The organism is Ruminiclostridium hungatei (assembly GCF_002051585.1).
Lineage (GTDB): Bacteria > Bacillota > Clostridia > Acetivibrionales > DSM-1351 > Ruminiclostridium > Ruminiclostridium hungatei.
In genome coordinates this window covers 21,474-38,193 of the sequence record NZ_MZGX01000022.1, presented here as the reverse complement: position 1 = coordinate 38,193, position 16,720 = coordinate 21,474, and the positions used below count along the sequence as shown (strand labels likewise).

Genomic DNA, 16,720 nt, shown 5'->3' with positions numbered 1-16,720 from the left:
ATGGATAAGAAGTTTACAATATTTGATTTTTTCTCAGAGGCATTTAATACATTTTCCATAATGATAATCTGCATCACCTTGACCACCTATTTATTCGGAACGGACGCCGGAACAATATCCTCACTGTATAAGCTGGGAAGTGAGGGAATAGCTGTTGACACCATAGCACAGTTTATGTCGGCGGCACTTGTTCTGGAGTTGGTAAAAGTGTTCTGGTTTTCCGAGAAACTGATAAGGAATATGATGGCACTATGGAGAACAGTATGCATGGTCATATCCGTTATACCTGTCATGGCCGCCTTTGCAGGCATATTCGGGTGGTTCCCCCTGGATAATCTCCACGCCTGGGGTGGATTCCTCATATCCTTTGCAGTTTGCTTTGTACTTAGCCTGGGTGTGATTTATCTGAAGGCCAGGCTGGAAAGCAGAAAGTATGAGGAAGGCTTTAAACGGTACCGCCTTGAGCATGGATTGGAGGAAAAGGATGACTAGCATTGAGAGTATGAACAGTGTGGAGGTAAAAGATCTGGTCAGGTATTTCGGTGAAAAAAAGGTTCTGGACAATGTCAGCCTGACCGTGCGCTCCGGAGAAATATTCGGGCTTCTTGGCCCGTCGGGAGCGGGAAAGACCACCTTGATAAGGATATTGACGGGACAGTTGAAGTACTTTGGTGAAGCAAAGGTATTTAACACCCCCTGCTCCGACCTGGGAAAGGACATATACCGCAAGGTGGGAATGGTTATGGATAATTGCGGAATATATGAAAGGCTGAGCTGCAAGGATAACCTGAAGCTGTTTGCAGGTATATTCAAGGTGGAAAGTGAAAGACTGCATTGGGTCTTAAAAAGGGTCGGACTGGAGGAGTCCTTGAATACTCCCGCGGGAAGACTGTCAAAGGGCATGAAGCAAAGATTGCTGCTGGCAAGGGCGGTACTTCACAGCCCGGGGCTGCTGTTTCTGGATGAGCCTACCGGGGGCCTGGACCCGGTCACTGCCGGACAAATCCATGAATATCTGAGGGAGCTGCAGGAAAACGGGACGACTATTTTCCTGACAACCCATAACATGGAGGAGGCCGCTAAACTGTGCGGGCACATAGCCTTGCTCAATGACGGTAAAATTGTGGAATATGGAGTTCCCGACCACATATGCAGAAAATATAATGAAACAAACATTATTGAAATTACCCTGAAGACCGGTGAGACTGTGAGAATACCAAACAGTCCTGCGGGCTCGGACAGGATTTCCGGGTACTTCCGGGAAGAGCTGGTTGAAACAATCCACTCCTCCGAACCCAACCTGGAAACCGTATTTATCAGGCTGACAGGAAGGGGGCTGGATGCATGATGAGGATAAATCACATTACTGCCATATTGTCCAAGAATGTCAAGGATGTAATCAAAAATATACAGGTATTGATTTTGTTTGTGGTATATCCCGCAGTAGGGTTTATTATGACACAGTCCATAAACGTAGAAAAAGGCTTTTTTATTTCGGTTTTTGCCACAATGCATTTTGTATTTACGCCTATTGTTGTCTCGGCCCATATGATTTCGGAAGAAAAAGAGAAAAATACCCTCCGGGTGCTGAGAATGTCTGGAATCACCTCCACGGAATTCTTTCTGAGCACGGCGATATTCATAATATTTCTGGACTGTATTTCAGGAAGCACCTTTATTTTCATGGCGGGAGAGGGCGGAATCGACCCGGGGCTTTATTATTCTGGGGCAATTATGGGAAGCGCTGTGTCGATAATCCTCGGCATGTGCATAGGCACTTTTTCAAAGGGCTCAAGTGCGGCAAACGGCCTGGCAATTCCGCTGGGATTGTTTTTTTCCTTTCTTCCCATGCTTTCATACTTTAATAAAGGGCTGGAAAGTGTTTCAAAGTATCTTTACGGACAGCAGGTGGGCAATATGATATACGGGCAGGGCTGGTCGGCGGAAACCGGCATTATCTGTCTGGGCAATCTTGTGCTTATAATGGGATTGTACGTGGTACTATACAGGAGAACGAAAACAGAGGAGTAGTTAGCTGGCAATAACAGTCAGCAGCGAGTGTGTAACCGGAAGGCAGTGACGGTATTAAAAACCGCATATAGGCTATTTGGCAGGGCTCAGGGTCTTGCTGCCCATAAGGCAGTAAGACCCTGAGCCCTATTTAAATCAATTTATTTACATATAACCTATAAAATATTGCCAAATTAAAGAAATTTTGAGATAATCTATTAGTATGTTACAGCATTTTATTATTTTATACATTATCTAACAAATTTACGTTGCATTTTAGGAGCATATTTTACATTTTACTGGGACATATGACATTTTCATAAAGGGAGATGGTAGCAACGTGAAGAAAACCATAATTGTTGGGGCAGGGCCTGCGGGATTATCGGCAGGTTACCAGCTTTCAAAAAACCGTAATATTGTAGAAATATTTGAAGGTGACAGCCAGGTAGGCGGAATCAGTAAAACAGTAGAATATAAAGGGTATTACTTCGACCTTGGAGGACATAGGTTCTTCACTAAAATGGAGGATGTAAACAGCTTATGGAATGAAATTTTGGGCCAGGACTTCAGGAAAACTCCCAGGTTATCAAGAATCTACTACAGGAATAAATACTTCAATTACCCTATAACTCCTGCAAACGCTTTATTTGGTGTAGGTATGCTGCAAACCTTATTGATAATTTCAAGCTATATATGGATAAAAATTTTTCCATATAAAAATGAAGATACTTTTGAGGAATGGGTGTCAAACAGGTTTGGAAAAAAGCTGTATTCAATTTTTTTCAAGACCTATACGGAAAAGGTATGGGGAATTCCGTGCTCTACCATATTGGCGGAGTGGTCGGCGCAGAGAATCAAAGGTCTTTCTCTGGTAAGTACCATCAAAAATGCTTTTTTTAAAAAGAACAGGTCCAAAATAAAAACCCTGATAGATCAGTTTGATTATCCCACATATGGCCCGGGTATGATGTACACCGCCATGAAGGAGAAGATAGAAGAACTGGGGAACAAGGTGCATGTGAACTCAAGAGTCACGGCAGTCAATGTTGAAGGTGACGTGGTGAAAAGCATAGAGGTATCCCGCCAAAGTGGTGAAAAAAGTGTTGTCCACGGTGACGATTTCATATCAAGCATGCCGCTTACCGAGCTTGTCAAAATAATAAACCCGTGTTCAAGCAAAGAGGTTTTGGACGCTGTAAACAAGCTTAGCTACAGAAGCATCATAACAGTAGATATAATAGTCAACCAAAAACAGCTTTTCCCTGATAATTGGATATATATCCACTCTCCTGAGGTTAAGCTCGGCAGGATACAGAACTTTAAGAACTGGAGCAGGCATATGGTTCCCGACCAGGAAAAGACCTCCCTGGGACTTGAATATTTCTGTACGGAAAATGATGAATTGTGGAATATGTCTGACCAGGAGCTTTTCAAGCTGGCCTCAAGTGAAATTGAAAGAATCAGGATATGCAAGTCCTCGGACATAATTGACTATTGCATTGTAAAAGTACCCAAGGCATATCCCGTATATGATTTGAATTACAAGCAGCACATGGACATTATAGAGAAACATGTAAGGAAAATAAAGAATCTTCAGTTGGTGGGGCGTTACGGACTTTTTAAATACAACAACATGGACCACTCTATTGCCACAGGCTTATATGCGGCAAAAAACATAGAGGCCGGTGCATACATATACGATACCTGGTCGGTAAACACCGATGAAGAATATCATGAAGAACATGCAGAACCCCTGACCGAAAATAAAGAGGCTGTACCTGTACCATAAAGTAAATTCCCGGCAAGTCAATACTGCCTTAAATCAACACCAGGCAGAACAGGAGTATCATATATGATTAAAAGAACCTTCACGGAAGTAAACCGCTTGAAGTGGAGATTTGCAAGAATAATCTCCCTTCCAAGAATATTCAATTTTTTGCTTTATCTCATAGACAGGATTTTTCCGGCTCCCCGTGCAAAAGCCCGTCCTATGGCAGTGATGATAGAGCCTACCAACAAGTGCAATCTCAGATGCCCTATGTGCCCGGCAGTGATTGAAGGCACTTTGGGCATGAGGCCCGATATGACGGCGGACTTTTTTTCCTCGGTTGTGGGCAGCCTGTCTTCCCATGCCTTTTATCTTGCGCTGTGGAATTACGGAGAGCCTCTTATGAATAAAAATATAGAGCACATGATCAAGTGCGCGGTAGATAAAAAGTTTCTGGTGGAAATGCACACCAATGCGCAGCTATTGGATAAGCTTACCGAAAAGGCTTTTTTTAACGGGAACACCGGTGTTTCAGGATATTTGCCTGACAAAATGAGTATTTCCGTTGACAGCATCAATGAAGAAACATACAGGTACTACAGAAAAGGCGGAGAACTATCAATACTCAAAAATAATGTCAGGGATTTTATACTCAGAAGAAATACCTTTAAGTTGTCAAAGCCATGGGTTTCAGTACAGTTTATTCTTATGAAAAACAATGCGGATGAAATAGAGGGCACCTCCAGTATTAAAGCTTTCGCAAAAGATCTGGGGGTTGATGATTATGTTATCAAGTATTTCAGCTATAGAGGGGATAATCTTGAGGAATATCTTCCAACCAAGAAAAATCTGAGATTGAAGCAGGGCGGGAAAAACACCCGGAAACTCTGCACAAGACCGTGGAACTCCACCGTTGTTCTTTCTGACGGGACCGTACTGCCTTGCTGCTATGACTACAGCAATGAATGGCCCATGGGCAATTTAAACACAAAGTCCTTCAGTGAGATATGGAATGATGTCCCATATAGTGAATTCAGGGCCAGTCTTATTTCAGGAAAGGTTCCCAAGATATGCATAAACTGTCCCGGAAAAAGCTTTGGGACATTGTTCAGCAAGTAGTTATAAATTTTTAAAAATAAATTAAGTGAGGTTAAATTATGACTAAGAATGTGAAAGATATTTTAATTTCTGTGTTTTGTGTACTGATTGCCGGTGCCGCGGCTCTGTTCATATTGAGTTGGGATGAGCACGCCTTGAAAATTGCCAACCTGGGTGTCTTTTTCTTTAAACTCGTGCCCTTCGTCTTTGCAATCATGGCCATATGCTTCTTCCCCTTTGAAAAGATCAGTACCCCTGTAAAATTGCTGTTTTGCGTATCGGCCTTTGGTGTATTCTTCTGCTATGGAGTTGCAAAACTTATTTACTACTTCATAGAGCAGGTTACTTATGAAGAGTTTTACCTGCTGCTGCAACTCCTGACTCCGTTTATAATCCTGGCATTGGCGTTTGCATTGCGCTGCGGAGGGATGAAGAGCAAAGATGTGGGTATCTTTGGAGCAATATCCATTATATTTATGATTTCAGGCATAGAAGATTTAACTTCCCAGTATGTGAGAATTGCCATTGTACCAGGGTATCAAATTCCTGAAAACTGGGACTGGGCAAACCACATGACAGTTTTTCTCGGGAGAGTCCTGACCAAAAATGAGGCCTATATTTTTATAGCCGTTCACTTTGTAATTATAGCTCTTATACTATACCTTGCATATTCTAAGAACAATCCTCTGAAACGCCTGCTGAAAAGTAAGGGCGTGCTGGAAAATAATGAATTTAATAAATAATTCGGTAAAGGAAGATTCAGAATGGATAAAATTTTAGTAACCGGTGGTTCGGGTTTTTTTGGTCAAATATTGTTAAGGTATTTGACGGGTGAGGGATACGAATGCATCAACGTGGATATTGTGCCCTCGGAGTTTGAACATTCCAGTGTCATTCATTATCAGGAGGATATAAGAAACTTCAGCGGGCTGGACAGGATAGCAGGACAACATAAAATTACTGCAATTATTCACTGCGCTGCGATTTTGGGCCATGGAATAAACAGCAAAAAGGTGCTGTGGTCGACCAATGTGGAAGGTACGGAAAATATTGCGCGCCTTGCAAAAAAATATGGTATAAAAAAGGTGGTCTTTACCTCTTCAAATTGCCTTTGGGGAAACAGGTTCGACAGGCCGATTGTAGAGGAGGATGCACCCTGTCCGGTGGAACTTTATGGAAAGACCAAGCTGGAAGGGGAAAAAATACTGCTTGCATGCGGAGAATGGTTTGACAGTGTAATAATACGTTGTCCCACCATTATTGATTCAGGCCGGCTTGGACTCCTGGGAATTCTTTTTCAATTCATATATGAAAACAGAAAAATCTGGGTCGTCGGGAAAGGAAATAACTTTTATCAGTTCATATACGCGGAAGACCTGGCTGATGCCTGCTTGAAATCTGTCCACCACAAGGGAACGGAGATTTTCAATATTGGCTCTGACAATGTTAAGTCTTTTAACGCAGTATACAGCTATGTAATAGAAAAGGCCGGTTCAAAATCCAGAATCAAGAGTCTTCCAAAGAAATTAACCCTATTTGGAATGAAGGTTGCCTTTAAGCTCAGGCTGTCTCCCATGGGGCCATATCACTATAAAATGATAGCGGAAAGCTTTATTTTCGACACTGCCAAAATCAAAAAAGTTCTGGGCTGGAAGCCCAGTCTGACAAACGAGGAGATGTTGTACAAAGCGTACTGCTACTATCATGAAAACAAAAACGAAATTGATGGCAGAAAGGGAGTATCGCCCCACAGGAAGGTTGAAAATATGAGAATTATACATTTGCTCAGGTGGTTTTCATAATGGACAGGAACTTTGCAGCCCTGAAAGCGGTATATAAAAATGAAAACTTCCTGTCTCTCATGGGCAGCGGGTGCTTTGCACTGTTTGAGGCTTCTGTACTGTTTCTGATGGCTCATACCTATTCTCAGGGAACCTTCGGAGAGTGGATTATCTTCTATTCCGGCTTTACACTTATTGACAGGATGATTTTTGGAATAGGCTCCTTTTCGCTGGTCAAATTCCATTCAGAATCAATTGACTCCTGTGAAAAGGCTAAATTGACCGGTTCCTCATGGATTATTCAGATAATTATAATCTTCGCGTTGTCGGTATTGTCCTTCAGTATATTGAGACTGACACATCTGGCCGAAAGACAGTACGGGCTTACCCTGCTTTTGCTGTTTTTCCCGGTGCTGGCTCTGGTTAAGCTCCCTGTAAACCAGAGCCTTGCAATACTTCAGAGCGAAAACCGGTTTGCGGGCATACTCGTTCTACGAGCCGCAGGGATGGGATTTTTCGTGCTGTTCCTGCTGCTCAACATGCGGATGAAATTGGATATCCTGTACGTTGTGCCTGCATATGTGCTTTCTCATATGATAAACGCATTCATATGCTTTTTTAAAAGCTGGTCCGGCATAATACACCTGTTCCATTTTCAAAAGGCTCAAATCAGGAAGCTTATAATGTACGGAAAGTATTCCATGGGAACGTATATCGGCTTTAATATTCTCAGAGAGTCTGACGCAATAATTATTGCATTTCTGATGACGAAGTCGGATGCGGCACTATTTGTAATACCTCTGAGACTGATTGATATTTTAAATGTTCCCCTTATGGGGTTTATTGCAGTCATAGTTCCTAAAATATCAAGAGCCAGCTCTGACGGAAATTATGGCATGGCAAGAAACATATATTACAGATACGCCGGCGTATTGACGTACCTGTTCATACCCCTGACGGGATTGATGTACCTGCTTGCGCCGTATTTGATATGGATTTTCGGGGGAGCCGGGTATATGGGCAATCCCACGGTGCTCCACATTTTCCATATACTGCTTATATACGGTCTGATACTGCCTGTAGACAGCATTACCGGAACTACGCTGGACAGCATAAACAGGCCGCAGCTTAATTTTATAAAGGTTTCTATTATGGTGGTAATTAATATTGTGGGTGACATTTGGGCTATCAGGGTATTCGATTCAATGGTAGCTGTTGCCGTTGTTACAAACCTCAATCTTTTGTCCGGGCTGCTGGCCGGATTGATTATGCTAAAGAAAGAGTTGGGGATTAAGGTTTCATGCATTTTTTCGTACGGCTTCGCCATGATAAAGGAAAGCGTCCCCAGATAAGAGCTGTATGTGAGTATAAATCGAAAGGAAATAACACAAGATGGCAAACATTCAACTGACTACATGTATTGCGATTCCGGTCTACAACAGGCTTGACCTGATTAACCGCTGCCTGGACAGGTTGGAGAAACAATTGGACCAGGACAATATTCTGCTGCTTTTGGTTGATGACGGCAGCAGCCAGGAGTTTCAGGCTTCGGTATTGAAAAGGCAGCTATTTCAACGGAACAATGCTTTCTATGTAAAACATGAAAAAAATATGGGAGTCACGGCGGCCAGAAATACATCCATAAGCTGGTGCAGGACAAATAATGTGGACATCCTGATAATGCTGGACAGTGATTGTGAAGTAGCTGAGGATTTTATCCGGAAGCATATTGAGCTTCATAAAGCATTCCCTGATATAGCCTGCTTTGGTGCGGGAATAAATGGAGTCGGAAAGGGCTTTTGGGCTGTGGCTGACAGGATTATGAGCTGGGCTCCGTCAGTTCCGGCAGGAGCGGTCCGGGAGCTCAACAGGTCTTATTCTCCGCCTTCTGCAAATATAAGCTTTAAAATGTCAAAATTGCCTCTGAGGGATAAGGTATTCAATGAATGTCTGGAAACCGGAGAGGATGTTGCGTTAATCAGTGAACTGCGCAGAGCAGGTGAAAAAATATATTTTTCTCCACAACCTGCCGTAAGGCATTATGACAGGGATTCCGCAAAGGGAGTATTCAAACATGCGTATTCCTGGGGAAAGCATATCTATTTTCTTCAGATGGGCGGAAATATTTCTGCCAGATGCTTCAATATCTGGTACAGGATATTATTCTTCCTGTCGTTTTTTATTGCGCTGCCTGCCTTCGGATGTCTGGGAATGATATTCACAATAAAGCCCTGGCTGAGAACCAAGCCGTTATACGTTTTTTATTCACCTGTAATCTTCCTGCTTTGGGTGATAAAGGGAATAGCTGTCCTGCAAATGGCGTTGAATCCATTTTCCTATATTCCCGCCGGACATAAGAGTGTCTGCTGTGAAGCTGCCGGCCGGCAGGAAAAGATTAACTGAAAAGTGGTCGGAGAAAAGCCGGAAAATGCGTTGACACAAAATTATAGCTGGCATATAATATAAAAAAGTTATTTGATTGAATAAAGTCTCAAAAAAAGAGTTTGTTTCTATTTTTATGAGATGACTGTAAAGACTGCGAAAAGAAGAGTAGGTACCCGATACATTCACAGAGAGTCCTGTTGCTGAGAGAGGATATAGCTTGAAGGTACTGAATATGGTCTTGGAGTTGCGCACCGAACACCTGCATACGGGTATAAGGCTGCGACGGTCTCACCCGTTATAGTGATAAAGTATAAGGTGAAACACAGCCGCAACTTGTTTGCAGCTTCAGCATCCGTACTTGATGAGGCCTGTGTTGTGAGGCGCGGGTAAATTTGGGGTGGTAACACGAAGTCATACTCTCGTCTCCGAAAATAATATTTTCGGAGGTGGGAGTTTTTTATTGTCTTTTTTTTGTTTCAGATTTCAAATAAGTATTTGTGCCGCTGAAAGGCACCGAAAGGGAGGATACAATGAATAACGAAGAATGCAGGAATATATTGATAGGGGGCGCATGGCCTTATGCAAACGGTTCCCTCCATATTGGAAGGGTCTCGGCGCTTATACCGGGAGATATACTGGCCAGATACCACAGGGCAAAGGGAGACCGGGTGTTCTATGTGTCGGGCAGTGATTGCCACGGAACGCCTGTGGCTATCAGGGCAAGACAGGAGCAAAAAACGCCCCGGGAAATCAGCGACTTCTACCATCAGGAGTTTCAGGAATGCTTCAGACGTCTGGGTTTCACCTTTGATTCATATGACAGGACATCTTCAGAAGAGCACCGGGAGTTTGTACAAGATTTTCACAGTACAATGTATGAAGGAAAATATATATATGAAAAGAGCGCTCCCCAGGCTTTTTGCACCGTATGCAACTGTTTCCTGGCCGACAGGTTTGTGGAGGGCAAGTGCCCTGAGTGCGGGCAGGCTGCAAGAGGGGATCAGTGCGATTCCTGCGGCAAGGTATTGGAACCTGAGCTGCTGGTGGCTCCGCACTGCTCGGTATGCACGGCCACACCGGAGTTCAGGGAGACCAGGCATCTGTACCTGGCGCTTTCAGAACTGTCCGGAGAACTTGAAGCCTATATCGGCAGACATCCGGACTGGAGAAAAAATGCCCTGGCATTTTCAAAAAAATATATAAATGAAGGTTTGAGAGACCGGGCTGTCACCAGAGATTTAGATTGGGGCATTGAGGTTCCCAAGTCCGGTTATGACAACAAAAAAATCTATATCTGGGCGGAAAATGTACTTGGGTATTTGTCAGGCAGCTTGCAGGTGGCAGAAAGCAGGGGGGATGATTTCAAGGAACTCTGGTTCGGAGAAAATTCAAAACACTACTATGTTCACGGAAAGGATAATATTCCCTTCCACTCAATAATACTGCCGGGGCTTTTGCTGGCAAACGGAGCCGGCTGGCGGCTTCCAGACGAAATTATATCCTGTGAATACCTGACTCTGGAGGGTAGAAAGCTGTCAACCAGCAAAAAGCATGCTGTCTGGGTAAAGGATATGCTGGACAGCTTCCATGCCGACTCCATCAGATATTTTCTGATAACCAACGGCCCTGAAAAAAGGGATACGGATTTTACGTGGAGAGAATATGTAAACAGCCATAATGGAGAATTACTGGGGGCATATGGTAATTTCGCAAACAGGAATCTGGCTTTTGTTGCAAAATATTTTGAGGGGCTGATACCCGGAGGCGGCATTGATTGCGAAATATCTGAAAAGCTTGGGGAGCTGTATGAAGATACCGGCAGGAGAATAGAAAACGGTGCATTTAAGGAAGCACTGGATGTCCTGTTTGATTTCGTCAGGTGGTCCAACAAGTATTTTGATACACACAAGCCCTGGGAGACCAGGACTACAGCGCCTGAAGAATGCCGGAACACGATTTTCAACTGCCTGCAGATCATAGCCAATCTTTCAGTGCTGCTTAAGCCGTTTATCCCCTTTTCTTCTGAAAAGCTTCAAAGCTGGCTGGGGCTCAAGGACTGCTGGAGGCGGCAATTTGTGCCCGCAGGCTATTGCCTGCCTGAGACAGGCATATTATTTGAGAGAATTGATAAAAAAAGAGTGGAGGAAGAGGTAAGAAGGCTGTCTCAAGCATAGTTTCAAGGAGCTGCAGCACAAAATACAAGTGCGCAGCTCCTTTTTGGATTACATGCCGCCGCTGAAGGTAAGGAACAGCAGTACTGCGTTGGCGACGATTATAATGCCTGCAATGATCCAGCCTGCAACATTGGTTATGGACCTGTTTACAAGTGAACCCATAAGGTCCCTGCGCCGTGTTATTATCAGCATGGGGATTATTGCGGCCGGAAGGATGAAGCTCAGAGCAACCTGGCTTATTACCAGCGCCTGCATCGGATTTATCCCCAGGATAATTATGAGCATGGCCGGCAGCATGGTTACAAGCCTTGTAATATTGTCACTTATTTTCAGGCCCACGAAACCCTGCATTATGGTTGTGCCTGCCATTGTTCCCACCACTGAGGAGGATAAGCCGGAGGCAATCAGCGCCAGCCCGAAAGCTCCGCTTGAGGCGGCTCCCAGCAAGGGTGACAGTGACCTGTGTGCCTCTTCTATTGTTTCTACGGCCATGCCGTTGCGATAGAATACCGCGGCAGAGACAATCACCATGGCTGCATTAATTATAAAAGCAATATTCATTGCCACGGTGATGTCTATCCGCTCCATTCTCAAATGCCTTTTTTTCTGCTGTTCGGTGTGATTGCCGTTTCTCTGCTGTACAAGTTGGGAGTGCAGGTAAATCACATGGGGCATTACGGTAGCTCCCAGCATGCCCACTGCTATCATGACGGCTTCTCCTCCCGGCAGTGACGGGATTATTGCATGAAGCCCCGCCTGTGTCCAATCGGGTTTCGCCAGAAAAACCTCCAGTGTGTATGAAATGCAGATAACTGCCACCAATACTGAGATAATGATCTCAAGCATCCGCTGGCCGTATTTTCCCATATATACTATAAAAAAAGTCAGCACTGCCGTTAACAGGCCCGCCCAGAGCATGGGAATGCGAAAAAGCAGATAAAGGCCCAGGGTACAGCCAAGGAACTCCGCCAGATTAGTAGCCATGGCGGCCAGCTCGGCCACTACCCATAGACCCCAGTTTGTCTTGCGGGAAAAAACCCTGCCGCACATCTGAGGAAGGTTATAGCCCGTTGCGATTCCAAGCTTTGCGGAAAGGGACTGCAGAAAGATTGCCATAATATTGCTCCAGAGGATGACCCAGACAAGATTGTAATTGAATTTGGAACCTCCGCTGATATTGGTTGCAAAGTTGCCGGGGTCGACATAAGCCACGCTCACAATAAAGGCAGGGCCCAGAAATTTAAGCAGTGTCTGGAATCTTGAAAAGGGCTGGCGTTTTACTGTAAATATTTTTTCTATACCCATGGAATCGGACTTGGTTCCGGCTGAGGGTATGTAACTTTCTTCCAACATAATTGCACCTCATGGTATGTTTGCGTTCAGCTAATAACTTTAGCTTAGACTAATTTCGTTTACCTAATCTTAAAATATGTGCAGAATAAAAAAAGTGTTACATCTGAAATATAAGACAAAAAAAGCTGCGAAACGGCGGAAAACCACTACTGCACGTACGTCCGAATGATATTAAAAAAAACAGGAACAATAGATATGTACAAAAAAATCAGAAATATTATCATAATAAAGGAGAGCTGAATATGGCGTTACAGGTATATATAAACTTTAACGGAAATTGCAGGGAGGCTGTGGAATTTTATGCAGAGGTTTTTAAGGCGGAGAAGCAAAAGATAATGCTTATGGGAGACACACCTGCCAATCCCGATTTTCCCATCCCCGAAGACGCCAAAAAACTTGTCCTGCATACCTTCCTCGATATAAAAGGCGGAACCGTGATGTTTTCAGATGTTATGCCGGGAATGGACTTCAAGACAGGGAATAACATAAGCCTTACGGTTTTAAGCGACGATGCGGAGGAGGTCAGAAGCATGTTTGACAAGCTCAGCCAGGGAGGAACCGTGCAGATGGAACTGCAGGAAACCTTTTGGAGTAAGTGCTACGGCTTTGTCATCGACCGGTTCGGGGTAGGTTGGCAGCTTAGTCAAAGAGATGCCTGAGTACAAATCAAAACAGCGGAATATATATGGAAAAAGTGCTGTTTCACATCGGGAAACCGCACTTTTCTCATATGATGACAGTCAAAAAAAGTAAGCCTACGCAACAATTTCGGACTGCTCCTTTGTCTGCTGGTTTATCAGATATTCCTGGTAACTTAAATTCCGGCAAGGATAACTTTCCATATCCGAAGGGTTCTTTAAAAATAAATGTCCGGTAAACGTACATACCTTTTTCCCCTTCTCCTGGGAGTAATAGTCGCAATAGCCGCAGTCAAGCATAACATGCACCTCCATAACAAACATCAAATCTGCTTATAAGCCTATTATAGAACTGCGGTCATATATAACAAGGAATTAATTTTGGTGCAAATAAATCAAAGAATACCCGAGAGCATTATTTATACGGTTTTTTGCTCCTGATGTAGGCGGTCAGCTTATTGCTGATGTCGGCGTTATCCAGCAGGAATTTGTTAAAAAGCCCGATCTTGTTAAGAGTGGCAAGAGAAACGTAATGTTCAATCAATTCGGTCTCTGTGAGGATATCCTCCGACACGCCCAGATTTCCAAGAAATTCCTGAATGGTATTGTGCCTCTCCAGAAGAAATTTACCTATTTCACGTCCATTTTCCGTCAGAAAGATTATTCCGTATTTTTTGTAATCCAGCAGTCCCAATTTGCTCAGCTTCTGAACCATTTTTGTGGCAGACGGGGCTGCAACATTCAAAAGCTCCGAAAGGGTGTTGATTCTCATATACCCCTCTTTCAGGCTGTTTCTGTAAATCATCTCAAGATAGTCCTCCATAGCGGAAGTGAGAAGGTTCTTGTTTTGTGAAAGCAGTTGGTAGCCGCGCACTGTGTGAAATTTTGACAATTCTTCCACCGGTTGTTCACTATCCTTTATGAAATAAGGTTCCCATAGATAATATATTCAAAAACTTGGGATATATAACTTGCAGCATTCGGGGGGCAGTATTCCGGCAGGGTTGAGATTATATATTGTGTTTGCAACCATAATATAATAAAATTAAAATGCCAAAAAAGTTACCTGTGAATCAGGCTGTCATATACGGCGGGCGGAAACAGGAAACTTTAAGAACATGGGATAATAAAAACTGCGGGGGAAAAAATGCTTTTAATATATAATGGCAGGATACAAACAATGGCAGGAGCGGAATATACAAATGGATATATTTTGTGCGGGGATGACAAAATAATTGCAGTAGGCGGGGACATAAAGGAAATTGAAGCATTGCTTGAGCCGGATGTGAAAAAAATAGACTGCGGGGGAGGCTTTGTATTACCGGGACTTATCGATGCCCACAGCCACATCGGAATGTGGGAGGATGCGGTAGGCTTTGAGGGAGATGACGGGAATGAATCCACAGACCCGGTAACTCCGCAATTAAGAGCCATAGACGCTGTTTACCACGCCGACAGAGCCTTTGTTGAGGCATATGAGGCGGGAGTCACCACCGTGGTTACGGGGCCCGGAAGTGCAAATGTCATAGGCGGACAGTTTGCCGCCTTCAAAACCTTTGGGCGCAGTGTGGACGAAATGCTGATAAGGCAGCCGGTTGCCATGAAGGTGGCCTTCGGAGAGAATCCCAAGACGGTGTACAATGAAAAACACCAGTCGCCAATGACCAGAATGGCCACAGCCGCAATATTGAGGGAGAATCTTTTCAAGGCCAGGGAATACAAGGAACAGTGGGAGGAGTACAAAAAAAATACCGAGGAACTGGATAAGCCGGAATTTGATTTCAAGCTTGAGGCCCTGGTACAGGTGCTCAAGGGTGAGATGCCTCTCAAGGCCCATGCTCACAGAGCTGATGACATACTTACGGCAATAAGGATTGCCAGAGAATTTGATATAAAAATCACACTGGAGCATTGTACCGAAGGGTATCTGATAAAAGACCTGCTTGCAGAAGCAGGATATCCGGTCATTGTTGGGCCCATGCTCACAGACCGGTCAAAAATCGAGCTCAGGAATCAGAATCTTAAAAATCCGGGCATACTTGCCAAGGAGGGCATAAAACTGGCCATAATGACGGACCATCCCTGCGTTCCCGTACAGCATCTGTGTCTCTGCGCCTCCATAGCAGTAAAGGAGGGCATGGAGCCGCAGGAAGCGCTTAAGGCCATTACAATAAATGCCGCGGAAATTATCGGGATAGCACAGCGGGTAGGCTCAATAGAAAAGGGCAAAGACGCGGACATAGTCATATATGACGGAAATCCTCTGGAGTTGATGAGCAAGGTGCAAAAAACCATAATTAACGGGAAAGTAATATTTGAGAGGACCGGCAATGATTAATACTGAAACTCATTCCTTCGGGGAAACGGTTGAATTTGGAAGGAAGCTGGGCGCAATACTTAACCCGGGTGATGTTATCTGCCTTTCAGGAGACCTGGGCACGGGCAAGACCGCATTGACAAACGGAATAGCCAAAGGCCTCGGAATAACCTCATATATCACAAGCCCTACCTTCACGCTGGTGAATGAATATGAGGGAAAGTTTCCGCTGTACCATTTTGATGTGTACAGGATAGCAGACCCCGAGGAGATGTTTGATATAGGCTTTGACGAATATATATATGGTGACGGCATTACCATTATTGAGTGGGGAGAGCTGATTTCGGAAATCCTGCCCCGGGAAATAATCAGGGTGGTAATCAGGAAGAACCTCGGCAAGGGCCTTGATATCAGAGAAATCTCGGTGGATTTCACGGGTTCAAGATATTCAGGCTATGAGGCGGAAATACAACCAACAAACTTTTTTGGAGACACATAATGAAAATACTGGCTTTGGACACATCCACAAATGTCGCTACTGCAGCAGTGCTGGAAGATGGCGTAATAACAGGTGAATATAGCTGCAACAAAGGGAAGACCCACTCTCAAAGATTAATGCCCATGATAGAGAGCCTGCTCAAAGCGTCGGGCTTGAAGGCGGCGGATATGGATGCATTTGCCGCCTCCATCGGCCCCGGTTCCTTTACCGGTCTCAGAATAGGCGTCACTACGGCAAAGGCCATGGCTTTTGCCGCACAGAAGCCTGTAATCAGCGTTTATACTCTGGACGCACTTGCGTACAATCTGCCGTCTTCAAAGGCAGTGCTCTGCCCTGTCATGGACGCAAGAAACAATCAGGTATTTACGGCAGCATATAAAATTTCCGGGGATAAGCTGGAAAGGCTCACAGACTACCTGGGAATACATATTAATGAATTAGCGGATATTTTAACTGCTATGAAGGAGGATGTGGTTTTCCTTGGAGATGCGGCAGCCATGCACCGTTCCTTCTTTGAAGGGAGGCTTGGAGAAAGGTTTTCCATGGCACCTCCCAATACGGCGCAAGCCCGGGCGGCATCTGTTGCGGCCCTTGCAGCCAAGCTGTATGAAGGCGGAAGCCTGGAGAGCTGTTACGATATGAAGCCTTTCTACCTGAGAAAATCCCAGGCTGAAAGAGAAAAGGGCTGATTTCGAAA

At 44.3% G+C, this 16,720-nt stretch carries 17 protein-coding genes; 14 read left to right on the top strand and 3 right to left on the bottom strand.

Features of this window, described 5'->3' with window-relative positions:
• The 10 genes from CLHUN_RS15540 (at position 1) to metG (ending at position 11,216) form a co-directional block, all read left to right on the top strand.
• Positions 1 to 492: a hypothetical protein gene (locus CLHUN_RS15540; protein WP_080065547.1), complete on the top strand. Its 492-nt coding sequence runs from the start codon at positions 1 to 3 to the stop codon at positions 490 to 492.
• Positions 485 to 1,348 (top strand): ABC transporter ATP-binding protein, encoded by an 864-nt coding sequence (locus CLHUN_RS15535; protein ID WP_242656535.1) that lies wholly within the window; start codon positions 485 to 487, stop codon positions 1,346 to 1,348. Before CLHUN_RS15540 ends, CLHUN_RS15535 begins: the two co-directional genes overlap by 8 nt.
• Complete coding sequence (locus CLHUN_RS15530; protein ID WP_080065546.1) at positions 1,345 to 2,031, top strand: ABC transporter permease; 687 nt, start codon at positions 1,345 to 1,347, stop codon at positions 2,029 to 2,031. The genes CLHUN_RS15535 and CLHUN_RS15530 overlap by 4 nt, the downstream gene beginning before the upstream one ends.
• A gap of 319 nt (positions 2,032 to 2,350) precedes the next feature.
• Positions 2,351 to 3,799, top strand: a complete 1,449-nt coding sequence (locus tag CLHUN_RS15525; protein ID WP_080065545.1) for an NAD(P)/FAD-dependent oxidoreductase — start codon at positions 2,351 to 2,353, stop codon at positions 3,797 to 3,799.
• Positions 3,800 to 3,862: 63 nt separating this feature from the next.
• Positions 3,863 to 4,897: a radical SAM/SPASM domain-containing protein gene (locus CLHUN_RS15520; RefSeq protein ID WP_080065544.1), complete on the top strand. Its 1,035-nt coding sequence runs from the start codon at positions 3,863 to 3,865 to the stop codon at positions 4,895 to 4,897.
• Positions 4,898 to 4,935: 38 nt separating this feature from the next.
• Positions 4,936 to 5,619: a hypothetical protein gene (locus CLHUN_RS15515; protein ID WP_080065543.1), complete on the top strand. Its 684-nt coding sequence runs from the start codon at positions 4,936 to 4,938 to the stop codon at positions 5,617 to 5,619.
• Between the two features lie 21 nt (positions 5,620 to 5,640).
• Entirely contained in the window at positions 5,641 to 6,678 is a 1,038-nt protein-coding gene (locus tag CLHUN_RS15510) for an NAD-dependent epimerase/dehydratase family protein (protein ID WP_080065542.1), read from the top strand.
• Positions 6,678 to 8,009 (top strand): oligosaccharide flippase family protein, encoded by a 1,332-nt coding sequence (locus tag CLHUN_RS15505; protein ID WP_080065541.1) that lies wholly within the window; start codon positions 6,678 to 6,680, stop codon positions 8,007 to 8,009. The genes CLHUN_RS15510 and CLHUN_RS15505 overlap by 1 nt, the downstream gene beginning before the upstream one ends.
• A 40-nt stretch (positions 8,010 to 8,049) precedes the next feature.
• On the top strand, positions 8,050 to 9,060 hold the full coding sequence (locus CLHUN_RS15500; RefSeq protein WP_080065540.1) for a glycosyltransferase: 1,011 nt from the start codon (positions 8,050 to 8,052) through the stop codon (positions 9,058 to 9,060).
• A 512-nt stretch (positions 9,061 to 9,572) separates the two neighbouring features.
• Positions 9,573 to 11,216: a methionine--tRNA ligase gene (metG, locus tag CLHUN_RS15495; RefSeq protein ID WP_080065539.1), complete on the top strand. Its 1,644-nt coding sequence runs from the start codon at positions 9,573 to 9,575 to the stop codon at positions 11,214 to 11,216.
• A gap of 48 nt (positions 11,217 to 11,264) precedes the next feature.
• Here metG and CLHUN_RS15490 read toward each other — a convergent pair whose 3' ends face one another.
• Positions 11,265 to 12,521 carry an Nramp family divalent metal transporter gene (locus CLHUN_RS15490; protein WP_422785066.1) on the bottom strand — a complete coding sequence of 419 codons (1,257 nt, stop codon included), beginning with the start codon at positions 12,519 to 12,521 and terminating at the stop codon, positions 11,265 to 11,267.
• Between the two features lie 290 nt (positions 12,522 to 12,811).
• Between CLHUN_RS15490 and CLHUN_RS15485 the strand changes: the two genes are divergently transcribed.
• Entirely contained in the window at positions 12,812 to 13,228 is a 417-nt protein-coding gene (locus tag CLHUN_RS15485; RefSeq protein WP_080065537.1) for a VOC family protein, read from the top strand.
• A gap of 96 nt (positions 13,229 to 13,324) precedes the next feature.
• Here the strand turns inward: CLHUN_RS15485 and CLHUN_RS15480 are convergent, their stop codons facing one another.
• The gene (locus CLHUN_RS15480; protein WP_133051117.1) at positions 13,325 to 13,531 is read right to left on the bottom strand and encodes a hypothetical protein; all 207 of its coding nucleotides are present in this window, start codon (positions 13,529 to 13,531) and stop codon (positions 13,325 to 13,327) included.
• Positions 13,532 to 13,622: 91 nt separating this feature from the next.
• On the bottom strand, positions 13,623 to 14,108 hold the full coding sequence (locus CLHUN_RS15475; protein ID WP_207559174.1) for a metal-dependent transcriptional regulator: 486 nt from the start codon (positions 14,106 to 14,108) through the stop codon (positions 13,623 to 13,625).
• 246 nt (positions 14,109 to 14,354) lie between these two features.
• Here CLHUN_RS15475 and CLHUN_RS15470 point away from each other — a divergent pair, with 246 nt between their 5' ends.
• Genes CLHUN_RS15470 through tsaB form a run of 3 tightly spaced genes read left to right on the top strand, consistent with a single transcriptional unit; the run spans position 14,355 to position 16,712 of the window.
• Positions 14,355 to 15,545 carry an amidohydrolase gene (locus CLHUN_RS15470; protein ID WP_080065534.1) on the top strand — a complete coding sequence of 397 codons (1,191 nt, stop codon included), beginning with the start codon at positions 14,355 to 14,357 and terminating at the stop codon, positions 15,543 to 15,545.
• Positions 15,538 to 16,023, top strand: a complete 486-nt coding sequence (gene tsaE, locus CLHUN_RS15465; RefSeq protein WP_080065533.1) for a tRNA (adenosine(37)-N6)-threonylcarbamoyltransferase complex ATPase subunit type 1 TsaE — start codon at positions 15,538 to 15,540, stop codon at positions 16,021 to 16,023. Before CLHUN_RS15470 ends, tsaE begins: the two co-directional genes overlap by 8 nt.
• A complete protein-coding gene (gene tsaB / locus CLHUN_RS15460; RefSeq protein ID WP_080065532.1) occupies positions 16,023 to 16,712 on the top strand; it encodes a tRNA (adenosine(37)-N6)-threonylcarbamoyltransferase complex dimerization subunit type 1 TsaB in 690 nt (229 codons plus the stop codon). Before tsaE ends, tsaB begins: the two co-directional genes overlap by 1 nt.
• The last annotated feature ends 8 nt before the right edge of the window (positions 16,713 to 16,720 follow it).